Annotated in this window: 10 protein-coding genes; 7 read left to right on the forward strand and 3 right to left on the reverse strand. The window is 60.9% G+C overall.

The genetic code is table 11. From position 1 onward, the window contains the following. Positions 1 to 85 precede the first annotated feature (85 nt). Positions 86 to 346 carry a hypothetical protein gene (locus CAF73_RS12820; RefSeq protein WP_085688602.1) on the forward strand — a complete coding sequence of 87 codons (261 nt, stop codon included), beginning with the start codon at positions 86 to 88 and terminating at the stop codon, positions 344 to 346. 115 nt (positions 347 to 461) lie between these two features. On the opposite strand, the gene CAF73_RS12825 is transcribed toward CAF73_RS12820, so the two are convergent. Then, positions 462 to 1565: a GlxA family transcriptional regulator gene (locus CAF73_RS12825; RefSeq protein ID WP_007959756.1), complete on the reverse strand. Its 1104-nt coding sequence runs from the start codon at positions 1563 to 1565 to the stop codon at positions 462 to 464. Positions 1566 to 2035: 470 nt separating this feature from the next. Beyond that, entirely contained in the window at positions 2036 to 3412 is a 1377-nt protein-coding gene (locus CAF73_RS12830) for an L-serine ammonia-lyase (protein WP_085702873.1), read from the reverse strand. A 436-nt stretch (positions 3413 to 3848) separates the two neighbouring features. On the opposite strand from CAF73_RS12830, the gene CAF73_RS12835 reads away from it, so the two are divergent. The 3 genes from CAF73_RS12835 (at position 3849) to choV (ending at position 6897) form a co-directional block, all read left to right on the forward strand. Further along, on the forward strand, positions 3849 to 4799 hold the full coding sequence (locus tag CAF73_RS12835) for a choline ABC transporter substrate-binding protein (protein WP_085697788.1): 951 nt from the start codon (positions 3849 to 3851) through the stop codon (positions 4797 to 4799). A gap of 77 nt (positions 4800 to 4876) precedes the next feature. After that, a complete protein-coding gene (gene choW, locus CAF73_RS12840) occupies positions 4877 to 5722 on the forward strand; it encodes a choline ABC transporter permease subunit (protein WP_007959749.1) in 846 nt (281 codons plus the stop codon). Further along, a complete protein-coding gene (gene choV / locus CAF73_RS12845) occupies positions 5719 to 6897 on the forward strand; it encodes a choline ABC transporter ATP-binding protein (RefSeq protein ID WP_085697789.1) in 1179 nt (392 codons plus the stop codon). Before choW ends, choV begins: the two co-directional genes overlap by 4 nt. 202 nt (positions 6898 to 7099) lie before the next feature. On the opposite strand, the gene CAF73_RS12850 is transcribed toward choV, so the two are convergent. Continuing rightward, entirely contained in the window at positions 7100 to 9040 is a 1941-nt protein-coding gene (locus CAF73_RS12850) for a BCCT family transporter (RefSeq protein WP_227235638.1), read from the reverse strand. Positions 9041 to 9522: 482 nt separating this feature from the next. Here CAF73_RS12850 and betI point away from each other — a divergent pair, with 482 nt between their 5' ends. From betI to betA, 3 genes are all read left to right on the forward strand, one after another. Then, complete coding sequence (gene betI, locus CAF73_RS12855; protein ID WP_011336305.1) at positions 9523 to 10116, forward strand: transcriptional regulator BetI; 594 nt, start codon at positions 9523 to 9525, stop codon at positions 10114 to 10116. Positions 10117 to 10225: 109 nt separating this feature from the next. Beyond that, positions 10226 to 11698, forward strand: a complete 1473-nt coding sequence (gene betB, locus CAF73_RS12860; RefSeq protein ID WP_085697791.1) for a betaine-aldehyde dehydrogenase — start codon at positions 10226 to 10228, stop codon at positions 11696 to 11698. Positions 11699 to 11877: 179 nt separating this feature from the next. Further along, a complete protein-coding gene (gene betA, locus CAF73_RS12865) occupies positions 11878 to 13581 on the forward strand; it encodes a choline dehydrogenase (RefSeq protein WP_085702875.1) in 1704 nt (567 codons plus the stop codon). Positions 13582 to 13658 lie beyond the last annotated feature (77 nt).

Genomic DNA, 13658 nt, shown 5'->3' on the forward strand with positions numbered 1-13658 from the left:
CACTGCGACAAATCGCCCTTGCCGTGCCTGGGCATGCCTACCAGAATCGAGCCACGACCTCCGTTGCCAAAGAAGGATTCGCGTCATGATGTATGCCGATTTGATCGATCAGGAAGACCTGTTGGGCCAGCTCAAGTCGTTGGGATTCGAAGTACCGTCGGGCTCCACTGCCCAGCAGGCCTGTGAATGCGCGGTGCGGGGGCTGGACGATGTGCGGGCCAACACGCTGCGCACCATGGTCAAGCAGATGTACACCAGCAGCGCAAGCATTCAGCCGATCGTGCGCGAAGCCATCGACAAGCAGTTGCTGCCGGCACTGGCGCAGTACCAGCAAACCCGCGCCTGACAACCCCTCATCGCTGGCAAGCCAGCTACCACAGGATTTGTGCCGGACACAGTTAAAGTGTTCAGCACAAATCAGTGTGGGAGCTGGCTTGCCAGCGATTGAACGATGACTCGATTCAGAGCCTTACGCTGGCAAAAGTGGACTCGTTGCGTGCCTGACTGAGCGCCGACATAGGCCCGGACAGCGGCGACATCACGATGGCCTGCGGCAGCGGCATCATCGCCACCTGCTGGGTGGTGTTGGAGCCGACGCGCTCGTCGCGCGGCGGAATGCCGAAGTACTCGCGGTAGCACTTGGAGAAGTGCGGCGTCGACACAAAGCCGCAGACCGACGCCACTTCGATGATCGACATCGGCGTCTGCTTGAGCAGTTGCCGCGCGCGGATCAGCCGCAGCTTGAGGTAGTAGCGCGACGGCGAGCAGTGCAGGTATTTCTGGAACAGGCGCTCAAGCTGACGGCGGGACACGGCGACGTACACCGCCAGTTCGTCGAGGTCGATCGGCTCTTCCAGGTTGGCTTCCATCAGCGCGACGATTTCCTGCAGTTTCGGCTGGTTGGTACCGAGCATGTGCTTGAGCGGCACGCGCTGGTGATCCTGCTCGTTGCGGATGCGCTCGTAGACGAACATTTCCGAGATCGCGGCGGACAGTTCACGGCCGTGATCGCGGCTGATCAGGTGCAGCATCATATCCAGCGGCGCGGTGCCGCCGGAGCTGGTGAAACGGTTGCGGTCGAGGGTGAACAGGCGGGTGCTCATCGCAACGCGCGGGAAAGCTTCCTGCATCGCCGCCAGACATTCCCAGTGCACGCTGCAATCGAAACCGTCGAGCAGACCGGCGCAGGCCAGGGCCCAGCTGCCGGTGCACACGGCGCCGAGACGGCGCGACTGACGCGCCTGGCTTTGCAGCCACGACACGTGTTCACGGGTAACGGTGCGCTGAATGCCGATCCCGCCGCACACGATGATGGTGTCGAGGGCCGGAGCTTTGTGCATGGAGGCGTCGGGGGTGATCTGCAGACCGTCACTGGCCCAGACCTGGCCACCGTCGACGGTGAGGGTGGTCCAGCGATACAGCTCGCGACCGGACAACTGGTTGGCCATGCGCAGCGGTTCGACTGCGGAAGCCAGGGAAATCAGCGTGAAATTGTCCAGCAGCAGAAAGCCGATGGATTGAGGCGCACGGTTCTGGGGTTGAGCCCCGGAGTTGAACGACGTCATCGCGGTATCTCCTCACACAAAGCGGGTGATGGCCTCAGGCGGAGGCTCTTGTTATTGCCATCGTTCTCTTGCGTGAGACGGGCTTTGTTATGACAGAGCAATTGCCATGCCTAAATTTGAATGGCTGTTCAATAACTCCTGAAAACGACGTCGCGACGCGTCTATACAAGCGCTCCAACGAAGGGTAATTCGAAGTGCCATCAGCGGCCGCGAATGCCCTGCTCCGAAGCGTGTGAGCAAATCGGTAGCACTTGTGGGAACTGGCCTGCGCACGATTGTCCTACAGTGTCACCGCAGGCACAGGTGACGGACGGTAGCGCCTTCGAATCAGGCGCTGGAGGCGGGAAAGACGCTTATCTGATAACGACGCGCCAAAAGGTGGCGCGTTTTGATTCCGGTGTGCACTTAACGCGCAGTTTTGACTGGTCCGGCCTCATCGCTGGCAAGCCAGCGATTGGGGCGACCAGGTATCAGCATTCCACCGCGCTGACCGCCAACCCGCCCCGCGAAGTCTCTTTATATTTGTCATGCATGTCGGCGCCGGTATCGCGCATGGTGCGGATCACCCGGTCCAGAGAAATGAAGTGCTGACCATCGCCACGCAAAGCCATCTGCGCCGCATTGATCGCCTTCACCGCCGCAATCGCATTGCGCTCGATGCACGGCACTTGCACCAGACCACCCACCGGATCGCAGGTCAGGCCGAGGTTATGTTCGAGGCCGATTTCCGCCGCGTTGCACAACTGCTCCGGCGAAGCACCGAGCACTTCGGCCAAACCGGCCGCCGCCATCGCACAGGCCGAACCGACCTCCCCCTGACAGCCGACTTCAGCGCCGGAGATCGAAGCATTCTTCTTGCACAGAATCCCCACCGCCGCCGCCCCGAGGAAGTAATCGACCACGTTGGCGTCGGTCACCGCCTCGCTGAATTTCATGAAGTAGTGCAACACCGCCGGAATGATCCCCGCCGCGCCGTTGGTGGGTGCCGTGACCATGCGGCCGCCGGCGGCGTTTTCCTCGTTCACCGCCAGGGCGAACAGGTTGACCCACTCCATCGCGCTGAGGGTCGAGCCGATCACGTTGGGCTTGTTCAATTCCTGAAGACTGCGGTGCAACTTCGCCGCACGGCGGCGCACGTTGAGGCCGCCGGGCAGGATGCCTTCGTGCTTGAGGCCCTGCTCGACGCAATCCTGCATCGCCCGCCAGAGTTTCATCAGGCCGGCGCGGATTTCCTCTTCGCTGCGCCAGACCTTCTCGTTGGCCATCATCAATTCGGCCACGCGCAGGTTGTGGGTCTTGCACAGTTCCAGCAGCTCCACCGCGCTGGAGAAGTCGTAGGGCAATTCAGTGCGATCCAGATCCACCACGCCGCTGGAGGCCTGCGCCTCATCCACCACAAAACCGCCGCCGACCGAATAGTAGGTGTCGCGATGCAGCTCGCCGTGATCGCCTTCGGCAACCAGGGTCATGGCGTTGGGGTGGAACGGCAGGTTCTCGTCGATCAGGCGCATGTCGCGGCCCCATATAAAGGGCACCGACAAACGACTGTCGAGCAACAGCGTGTGGGTTTCGCGCAGGGCCTGGATGCGCGGGCCGATCTGCGACGGGTCGATCGCGTCCGGCCACTCGCCCATCAGGCCCATGATCACCGCGTTGTCGCTGCCATGACCGACACCGGTGGCCGACAACGAACCGAACAGCTGCACCTCGATGCGGCGCACCTGCTCCAGCAGGTGTTTGTCGCGCAATGACTCGACAAACAGGGCGGCGGCGCGCATGGGCCCGACGGTGTGGGAACTGGAAGGGCCGATGCCGATTTTGAACAGGTCGAAAACGCTGATAGCCATTGCTGCAGAGCTCCTGAGAGTGCCGGTCCGGGGCATGAAACGCCCGCTGGCGGAGCTGCTACGCTCAAGCTGCGATCCGCCGGAATGCCCGCATCATCGGGCTTTTCCCGGGTCGCTCGGCGTCTGACACCGACGTACTCATGCCCACTAACGCCGTGCCGGTTTCAGCCCGTGTTTTCGCCGTTTTTATGCGGTTCAGATGGCCAGACAGGGCAGAAAAAAGCTGTAAACGACGTCACTGACACTGGATGCGACCATCCCTGTACTGGATACGACGCACCCTGTAGGCGTCAGATTTTCACTGGTACATGATCGTATCGACTCGATTGCAAGGCGCTGCGGTAGAGCTGTCTCCAGAACGCCATCCAACCGCAACCCATAAGTGCGGTGGTCCAATCGGAACACTGCCAAAAAAAACACCAAGGAGTCCCCATTCATGAAAGGTTCCCCGTCGTTGTTGTTGGCCGCCATGCTGAGTCTGCCATTGCTGGCTCAAGCCGCAGAACCGGCGCAGTGCAGTACCGTGAACTTCTCCGATGTCGGCTGGACCGACATCACCGCAACCACCGCCACCACCTCCGTCGTGCTCAACGCGCTCGGCTACAAGACCAAGACCACCATGATTTCCGTACCCGTGACCTACAAGTCGCTGGCCGACGGCAAGAACATGGACGTGTTCCTCGGCAACTGGATGCCGACCATGGAAAACGACATCAAGGCCTACCGCGACGCCGGCACCGTGGAAACCGTGCGCACCAACCTCAAGGGCGCCAAATACACCCTCGCCGTTCCGCAAGCCTTGTATGACAAGGGTCTGCACGACTTCGCCGACATCGCCAAATTCAAGAAAGAACTCGACGGCAAGATCTACGGGATCGAGCCGGGCAACGACGGCAACCGCCTGATCCAGAGCATGATCGACAAGGACGCCTTCGGCCTGAAGACCGCCGGTTTCAAGGTCGTCGAATCCAGCGAAGCGGGCATGCTGTCGCAGGTCGACCGCGCACAGAAACGCGACACCGCCGTGGTGTTCCTCGGCTGGGCGCCGCACCCGATGAACAAGCGCTTCAAGATTCAATACCTGACTGGCGGCGATGATTTCTTCGGCCCGGACTTCGGTGCGGCGACCGTCGCGACCAACACCCGCAAGGGCTACGTCGAGGAATGCAGCAACGTTGGCCAACTGCTGAAAAACCTGGAGTTCACCGTCGACATGGAAAGCGAACTGATGGGCAACATCCTGGACGACAAGATGAAGCCTGACGCGGCCGCCAAGGCCTGGCTGAAAAAGAATCCACAGGTGCTCGATACCTGGCTCGCTGGCGTGACCACCATTGACGGCAAACCAGGCCTGGAGGCCGTGAAAGCCAAGATTGCCCAGCCTTGAATTAAGGAGCATCGCTTATGCCGGGCGGCGTACGCCGTCCGGGCTGTTTATTTCCTTGCATGCGGACGTTCACTACCATGCTGATTGATCAGAAAATCCCTTTAGGCCAGTACATCGCGGGCTTCGTTGAATGGTTGACGCAACACGGCGCCAACACCTTCGACGCAATCGCCGTGACCCTGGAAACGATGATCCACGGCGTGACGTTTGCGCTGACCTGGTTCAACCCGCTGGTGCTGATTGGCCTCATCGCCCTGCTGGCCCACTTCATTCAACGCAAATGGGGCCTGACCGCGTTCGTGGTCGCCTCCTTCCTGCTGATCCTCAACCTGGGGTACTGGCAGGAAACCATGGAAACCCTCGCCCAGGTCATGTTCGCGACCCTGGTCTGCGTGGTCATCGGCGTGCCGCTGGGCATCGTCGCCGCGCACAAACCGATGTTCTACACTTTGATGAGGCCGGTACTCGATCTGATGCAGACCGTACCGACCTTCGTTTACCTCATTCCTACCCTGACCCTGTTCGGGCTGGGTGTGGTGCCAGGCCTGATCTCGACGGTGGTGTTCGCCATCGCCGCGCCGATCCGCCTGACCTATCTGGGCATCCGCGATGTCCCGCAAGAACTGATGGACGCCGGCAAGGCCTTCGGCTGCTCGCGTCGCCAACTGCTATCACGGATCGAACTGCCTCACGCCATGCCGAGCATCGCGGCCGGCATCACCCAGTGCATCATGCTGTCGCTGTCGATGGTGGTGATCGCGGCACTGGTGGGCGCCGACGGACTCGGCAAACCGGTGGTCAACGCACTGAACACTGCTGATATCGCCCTGGGCTTCGAAGCGGGCCTGGCGATCGTACTGCTGGCGATCATGCTCGACCGTATCTGCAAACAACCCGACGCCAAAGTAGGGGGTGACGCATGAGCATAATTCGCTTCGATAACGTTGACGTGATCTTCACCAGAGATCCGCGCGAAGCACTGAAACTTCTCGATCAAGGATTGACCCGTAGCGAAATCCTTAAAAAGACCGGGCAGATCGTCGGTGTCGAAAAGGCCAGCCTGGACATCAACAAAGGCGAGATCTGCGTACTGATGGGCCTGTCCGGCTCCGGCAAGTCGAGCCTGCTGCGCTGCATCAACGGCCTCAACACCGTAAGCCGCGGCAAGCTGTTCGTCGAACACGAAGGCAAGCAGATCGATATCGCCTCCTGCTCCGCGGCCGAGCTGAAAATGATGCGCACCAAACGCATCGCGATGGTGTTCCAGAAGTTCGCCCTGATGCCCTGGCTGACGGTGCGCGAGAACATCAGTTTCGGTCTGGAAATGCAGGGCCGTCCGGAGAAGGAACGGCGCAAACTGGTCGATGAAAAACTCGAACTGGTGGGCCTGACCCAATGGCGCAACAAGAAACCCGACGAGCTGTCCGGCGGCATGCAGCAGCGTGTCGGCCTGGCCCGTGCGCTGGCGATGGACGCCGACATTCTGCTGATGGACGAACCGTTCTCCGCCCTCGACCCGCTGATCCGTCAGGGTTTGCAGGATGAGCTGCTGGAGCTGCAACGCAAGCTGAGCAAGACCATCGTATTCGTGAGCCACGACCTCGACGAGGCGCTGAAACTCGGCAGCCGAATCGCGATCATGAAAGACGGCCGGATCATCCAGTACAGCGTGCCGGAAGAGATCGTGCTCAATCCTGCGGACGATTACGTGCGGACCTTCGTCGCCCACACCAACCCGCTGAACGTGCTGTGTGGTCGCAGCCTGATGCGCACCCTGGACAACTGCAAACGCATCAACGGTTCGGTGTGTCTGGATCCGGGTGGCGACTCGTGGCTGGACCTGGCCGAAGGCAACACCATCAAGGGTGCGCGGCAGAACGGTTCAGTGCTGAACCTGCAGAACTGGGCACCGGGGCAAGCCGTGGAAGGACTGGAACGCAAACCGACACTGGTGGACTCGAACATCGGCATGCGCGACGCGTTGCAGATCCGTTACCAGACCGGCAACAAACTGGTGCTGCACGATAACAATCATGTGGTGGGAATTCTGGGCGACAGCGAGCTGTATCACGCGCTGCTCGGCAAGAACCTGGGGTAAAGAGAACAGACACAAAAACGCCGCGAGAGGATCGCGGCGTTTTTGTTTGCGTGATGATCGTTCCCACGCTCCGCGTGGGAATGCCTCAAGGGACGCTCCGCGTTCCAGCCGCGCTGCCGATTTCAAGCTTGGCATCGATAGGACGCAAAGCGTCCTGGGCTGCATTCCCACGCGGAGCGTGGGAACGATCCTGGATCACAACTCAGCTATAGACCCGGCCAAGGAGTTGCCGATGGCTTTCAAACTGATCGAGCACATCGCGCGTGATCTGATCCTGTGTGAAGCCCATCAGGTCGTAGTCCTGGCTGCCGTTGTGCAGGTACACCTCGGCGCGGTAGAAACGCTGGCGCGCTTCATCGGACTGAGCCGACTCGCTCGGGGTGGCCAGATAGCCGTCCAGGCTCACTTCGTAGACAAAAGGGTTGCCCTCTTCCATCTCGACCCGTACGCCCATGCAACGCTTGGACTTGCCCAGCAGCGTCTGCACTTCCAGGCCCTGGGCACGCATTTGCGCAGCGGCATCTTCCAGTGCCGGGCTGACGTGTTTGTCCATGAAGCGCTGCACCACCGACTGACTCGGTTGCAGATCCAGTTGAGTCAGACGCTCGCTGAAACCACGACGACCGCGTTCAGCCAGTTGCGCCTGCTCCTGTTCGATCTGCATGTCCTGACGCATCGCCTTGTGCAGGCCGAACATGAAGCACACCAGCACCACCGAGAACGGCAGACCGGCCAGCACCACCATGGTCTGCATGGCTTCGAAGTTACCGGCGAACAGCAGGCCGATGGTCACCAGGGTGATCACGACCGACCAGAAGATCCGCAGCCAGTGCGGGGCGTCTTCGTCGACGTTGCCGCCCTTGCAGGACAGGTTCGCCATCATCACCGCGCCGGAGTCGGCCGGAGTCAGGAACAGCACGAAACCAACGAAAATCGACACACCGATGACGACTTTCGACGCCGGGTAGTGTTCAAGCAGTTGATAGATCGCCATCGACGGCTGTTCCAGCGCCGTCTTGCCAAGTTCCACCGCGCCCTGGTTCATCACCAGATCCAGCGCCGAGTTACCGAAGATCGACAGCCACGCCAGGGTGAAACCCAGCGGAATCAACAACACGCCGGCCACCAGTTCACGCACGGTGCGACCACGGGAAATACGCGCGATGAACATGCCGACGAATGGGGCCCAGGAAATCCACCAGGCCCAGTAGAACAGAGTCCACAGGCCCAGCCAGCGGTCGGACTTCTCGCTGTCGCCTTCATAGACGTACAGGTCGAACGTCTTCATGACTACGCCATTGAGGTAGTCGCCGATGTTCTGCACGAAGCCGTTGAGCAGGTGCAGGGTCGGGCCGAACAGCAGGACGAAAATCAGCAGGCCGCTGAACAGGATGATGTTGAGGTTGGACAGACGACGGATGCCGTTTTCCACACCGGACACGGCAGCGATGGTCGCCACGGTGCTCATCACGATGATCACGATCAGCAGGTTGGTGTTGCTGTGTTCCATGCCGAACAGGTTTTCCAGACCCGAAGACACTTGCAGCGAGCCGATCCCCAGGTTGGTCACCAGACCCAGCAGGGTCACGAACATGCCGAAGCCGTCTACCGCATGACCGGCAGCGCCCTTGACCCAACGCTCGCCCACCAGCGGGTACAGCGCCGAACGCAGGGCCAGCGGCTGGTTATGACGGTAAGCGAAATAAGCCACGGCCAGACCGACCAGCGCGTAGATCGCCCAGCCGTGCAGGCCCCAGTGCAGGAAAGTCAGCTGAACAGCCTGACGCGCCGCCAGGTTGGTGGCCGATGCCCCTTCCGGCGGGTTGAAGTAGTGATCCAGCGGCTCGGAAGCGCCGAAGTACAACAGCGAAATACCGATACCCGACGAGAACAGCATCCCCGCCCAGGCGCCGTAACTGAAGTCAGGGGTATCGTCCTTGCCACCCAGTTTGAGTTTGCCGTAGGAGGAAAACGCCAGGCCGACCACGAAAACGAGATAAGCGGCGATCACCACCATGTAGTACCAGCCGAAGCTGCGGGACAACCAGGCCTGAGCCACTCCCAGCATTCTGCCGGCCTCTTGCGGGGCGATGATCAGAATGGCGGTCAACAACAGAATCAGCGCGGTAGAGGTGTAGAACACCCAACCGTTGACCGTCACCTTCTCGGGCGGGGTCTTTATAAGCGAGGCAGAACTCATGGCACAAATGCTCCAGGCAGTGCGAGAGAAGAACACAAGGCAACACGGAACCCGACCAATCGGTTAGTTGGCAGCCGACCGGCGGGTGATATAAAGACACCCCGAAAAAAGCCCGAACCTGCAGAGATGGCACCGCGAATCGCCGTCGTGGCCGAGGCATGGACGTTCATCCGAAACCTGGCCTTGAGCGTCTTGCCCATTCAACACGTCCATCGAACGTCGAACCGCGCCTTGCCCCGCGCAGGTTTCGAGCATTTTCGGATGTCGGTTTATCGCCACTTACACGTAGGAAAAATCTGTAGGCAGCGACGATTTGTCGCAGATCTTATTCTTTGTTGATTGAACGTTCAATCAAAACAAAATAGACTGGCCCTCAATCCGCCAGGCGTTCATCGCCCGTCGGAAGGCCTAAGGAGATGTGCAAGATGCCCAAGGTCGGTATGCAACCCATCCGCCGCCAACAACTGATCGAAGCCACTTTGCAGGCGGTTGATCAGGTCGGAATGGGGGACGCCAGCATTGCGCTGATCGCCCGTTTGGCCGGTGTCTCGAATGGCATCATCAGTCACTACTTTCAGGACAAGAATGGTCTGATCGCCGCCACGATGCGGTATCTGATGAGCGTCCTCAGCGAGAACGTCACCGCGCGCCGTCAGGCGCTGGCAGACAGCAGCCCACGGGCGCATCTGCAGGTGATCATCGAAGGCAACTTCGACGCCAGCCAGGTCAATGGCCCGGCAATGAAAACCTGGCTGGCCTTCTGGGCCACCAGCATGCACCAGCCGTCTTTGCACAGGTTGCAGCGGATCAACGATCACCGTCTGTATTCCAACCTGTGCTGCGAGTTCCGCCGTGTGTTGCCGCTCGAAGATGCGCGCACCGCCGCCCGTGGACTGGCAGCTCTGATCGACGGCTTGTGGTTGCGCGGCGCGCTGTCGGGAGACGCTTTCGACACTGCGCAGGCGCAACAGATCGCTTACGAATACATGGATTTCCAATTGGCCAAGCAGGTGAGCTAGAGCACAGAGAAAACGCTCGGCCCCCTGAACTGTCACCGACCAGCGATGCCACAGCTACATGGCTCACCCGGTGACCAACGCCAACCACTAATGCACTTGCGAGGACACTATGGCCCGTTTCGAACTGCAAAAACTCTACATCGATGGCGCGTACTCCGACGCCGGCAGCGATGCCACCTTCGAAGCCATCAACCCGGCTAACGGTGAAGTCCTCGCACATGTGCAACGTGCGACCAAGGAAGACGTCGAGCGTGCTGTGGTCAGCGCCGAAAAGGGCCAGAAAATCTGGGCCGCGATGACCGCCATGGAGCGTTCGCGCATCCTGCGTCGCGCCGTCGACATCCTGCGCGAGCGCAACGATGAACTGGCGGCCCTGGAAACCCTGGACACCGGTAAAGCCTTCTCCGAAACCAAGTACGTCGACATCGTCACCGGCGCCGACGTGCTGGAATACTACGCAGGCCTGGTGCCTGCCATCGAAGGCGAGCAGATCCCGCTGCGTGACACCTCGTTTGTCTACACCCGTCGCGAACCGCTGGGCGTTGTCGCCGGTATCGGCGCGTGGAACTACCCGATCCAGATCGCCCTGTGGAAATCCGCTCCAGCCCTGGCGGCCGGTAACGCGATGATCTTCAAGCCAAGCGAAGTCACCTCGCTGACCACCCTGAAACTGGCCGAGATCTACACCGAAGCCGGCGTTCCGAACGGCGTGTTCAACGTGCTGACCGGCAGCGGCCGTGAAGTCGGCACCTGGCTGACCGAGCACCCGCGCATCGAGAAAGTCTCCTTCACCGGCGGCACCGACACCGGCAAAAAGGTCATGGCCAGCGCTTCGGCTTCGTCGCTCAAAGACGTGACCATGGAGCTGGGCGGCAAGTCCCCGCTGATCATCTGCGACGACGCCGACCTGGATCGCGCCGCCGACACCGCCATGATGGCCAACTTCTACAGCTCCGGTCAGGTCTGCACCAACGGCACTCGCGTGTTCGTGCCGAGCCACCTGAAAGCCGCTTTCGAAGCCAAGATCGTCGAGCGCGTCGCCCGTATCCGCGTTGGCAACCCGGAAGATGAAAACACCAACTTCGGCCCGCTGGTCAGCTTCGCGCACATGGAAAACGTGCTGGGCTACATCGCCAAGGGTAAAGAAGAAGGCGCCCGCGTTCTGTGCGGCGGCGAGCGCATGACAGACGGCGAATTCGCCAAGGGCGCGTTCGTGGCTCCGACCGTGTTCACCGACTGCACCGACGACATGACCATCGTCCGTGAGGAAATCTTCGGCCCGGTGATGTCGATCCTGACCTACGAAACCGAAGAAGAAGTCATCCGCCGCGCCAACGACACCGACTTCGGCCTGGCCGCCGGTATCGTCACCCGCGACCTGAACCGCGCCCACCGCGTGATTCATCAACTGGAAGCCGGTATCTGCTGGATCAACGCCTGGGGCGAGTCCGACGCAAAAATGCCGGTTGGCGGTTACAAGCAGTCGGGCGTCGGCCGTGAGAACGGCATCAGCTCGCTGAACAACTTCACTCGCATCAAATCGGTACAGGTCGAACTGGGCGATTACGTCTCGGTGTTCTAAGACCCGAGTTCTGTATTGCTCGCGAGGCCGCCTTCGCTGGCAAGCCAGCTCCCACAGGTCGGGTGCCGCCCACCCAATCTGTGGCAGCCCCGATCCCTGAGGGAGCGGGCTTGCCCGCGAATCGAGTGCAAAGCACTCGCCAGGCCTGACCTGACCAACTTTCAAAGAGGGTGCATGCAATGTCCCAAGAATTCGATTACATCATCGTCGGTGCCGGCTCTGCCGGTAACACCCTGGCGACCCGCCTGACTGAAGACGAAGGCGTCACCGTCCTGCTGCTCGAAGCCGGCGGCCCGGACTACCGTTTCGACTTCCGCACGCAAATGCCGGCCGCTCTGGCCTTCCCGCTGCAAGGTCGTCGCTACAACTGGGCATACGAAACCGATCCAGAGCCACACATGGACGGTCGCCGGATGGAATGCGGTCGCGGCAAGGGCCTCGGCGGTTCCTCGCTGATCAACGGCATGTGCTACATCCGCGGCAACGCGATGGACTACGACGGCTGGGCGAAACTGCCAGGCCTGGAAGACTGGACCTACCTCGATTGCCTGCCGTACTTCCGTAAAGCGGAAACCCGCGACATCGGCCCGAACGACTACCACGGTGGCGACGGTCCGGTCAGCGTGACCACGCCGAAGGCGGGTAACAACCCGCTGTTCCACGCGATGGTTGAAGCTGGCGTACAGGCCGGTTACCCGCGCACCGAAGACTTGAACGGCTACCAGCAGGAAGGTTTCGGCCCGATGGACCGCACCGTGACGCCGAACGGCCGTCGTGCTTCCACCGCCCGGGGTTACCTGGACGTGGCCAAAAAGCGTTCGACCCTGACCATCGTCACTCACGCCCTGACTGACAAGGTTCTGTTCGAAGGCAAACGTGCCGTTGGCGTGCGTTACCTGGTCGGCGCTGCCGAAGAGCGCGTTGAAGCCCGCGCCCGCAAAGAAGTCATCGTCTGCTCCGGCGCGATCGCTTCGCCGCAACTGCTTCAACGCTCCGGTGTCGGCCCGGCGAAACTGCTGGAAAGCCTCGACATCCCGGTCGTTCACGATCTGCCGGGCGTCGGCGAAAACCTGCAGGATCACCTCGAGCTGTACCTGCAATACGCCTGCACCCAACCGGTTTCGCTGTACCCGTCGCTGCTCTGGTACAACCAGCCGGCCATCGGTGCCGAGTGGCTGTTCAACGGCACCGGCATCGGCGCCAGCAACCAGTTCGAAGCCGGCGGTTTCATCCGCACCCGTCCGGAATTCGAATGGCCGAATATCCAGTACCACTTCCTGCCGGTGGCGATTAACTACAACGGCAGCAACGGTGTGAAAGAGCACGGTTTCCAGGCGCACATGGGTTCCATGCGTTCGCCGAGCCGCGGTCGCGTCCAGGTCAAATCCAAGGATCCGCGCCAGCACCCGAGCATCCTGTTCAACTACATGGCCACCGAGCAGGACTGGCAGGAATTCCGTGACGGCATCCGCCTGACCCGTGAAATCATGCAACAGCCTGCACTGGACGCTTTCCGTGGCCGCGAAATCAGCCCGGGCATCGAAGTGCAAACCGATGAGCAGCTGGACAAGTTCATCCGCGAGCACGCCGAAACCGCGTTCCACCCTTCCTGCTCGTGCAAGATGGGCACCGACGAGATGGCCGTAGTGGACGGCCAGGGCCGCGTGCATGGCATGCAGGGTCTGCGCGTGGTCGATGCTTCGATCATGCCGATCATCACCACCGGCAACCTGAATGCGCCGACGATCATGATGGCCGAGAAAATCGCCGACAAGATCCGTGGTCGTCAGCCACTGCCGCGCAGCAAGGCGCCGTACTACGTCGCTGGCGATGCGCCGGTGAAAGGCAAGCCGATGCGTGAAGTGAGTACTGTTGCTCAGTAAGCCGTAACACTCCCCCGCCCTGATCGCCTCCACGCTTTGCGTGGGAGCGATCAGCTGTTTCCTACACCCCCTCTTCA

It is taken from the genome of Pseudomonas sp. B15(2017) (assembly GCF_002113215.1).
Taxonomy (GTDB): domain Bacteria; phylum Pseudomonadota; class Gammaproteobacteria; order Pseudomonadales; family Pseudomonadaceae; genus Aquipseudomonas.

What these genes read in the sequence shown, in the direction of transcription:
- CAF73_RS12820 (WP_085688602.1), top strand. Translation starts at nt 86, where the DNA reads ATGATGTATGCCGATTTGATCGATCAGGAAGACCTGTTGGGCCAGCTC.
- CAF73_RS12825 (WP_007959756.1), bottom strand. Translation starts at nt 1,565, where the DNA reads ATGACGTCGTTCAACTCCGGGGCTCAACCCCAGAACCGTGCGCCTCAA.
- CAF73_RS12830 (WP_085702873.1), bottom strand. Translation starts at nt 3,412, where the DNA reads ATGGCTATCAGCGTTTTCGACCTGTTCAAAATCGGCATCGGCCCTTCC.
- CAF73_RS12835 (WP_085697788.1), top strand. Translation starts at nt 3,849, where the DNA reads ATGAAAGGTTCCCCGTCGTTGTTGTTGGCCGCCATGCTGAGTCTGCCA.
- choW (WP_007959749.1), top strand. Translation starts at nt 4,877, where the DNA reads ATGCTGATTGATCAGAAAATCCCTTTAGGCCAGTACATCGCGGGCTTC.
- choV (WP_085697789.1), top strand. Translation starts at nt 5,719, where the DNA reads ATGAGCATAATTCGCTTCGATAACGTTGACGTGATCTTCACCAGAGAT.
- betI (WP_011336305.1), top strand. Translation starts at nt 9,523, where the DNA reads ATGCCCAAGGTCGGTATGCAACCCATCCGCCGCCAACAACTGATCGAA.
- betB (WP_085697791.1), top strand. Translation starts at nt 10,226, where the DNA reads ATGGCCCGTTTCGAACTGCAAAAACTCTACATCGATGGCGCGTACTCC.
- betA (WP_085702875.1), top strand. Translation starts at nt 11,878, where the DNA reads ATGTCCCAAGAATTCGATTACATCATCGTCGGTGCCGGCTCTGCCGGT.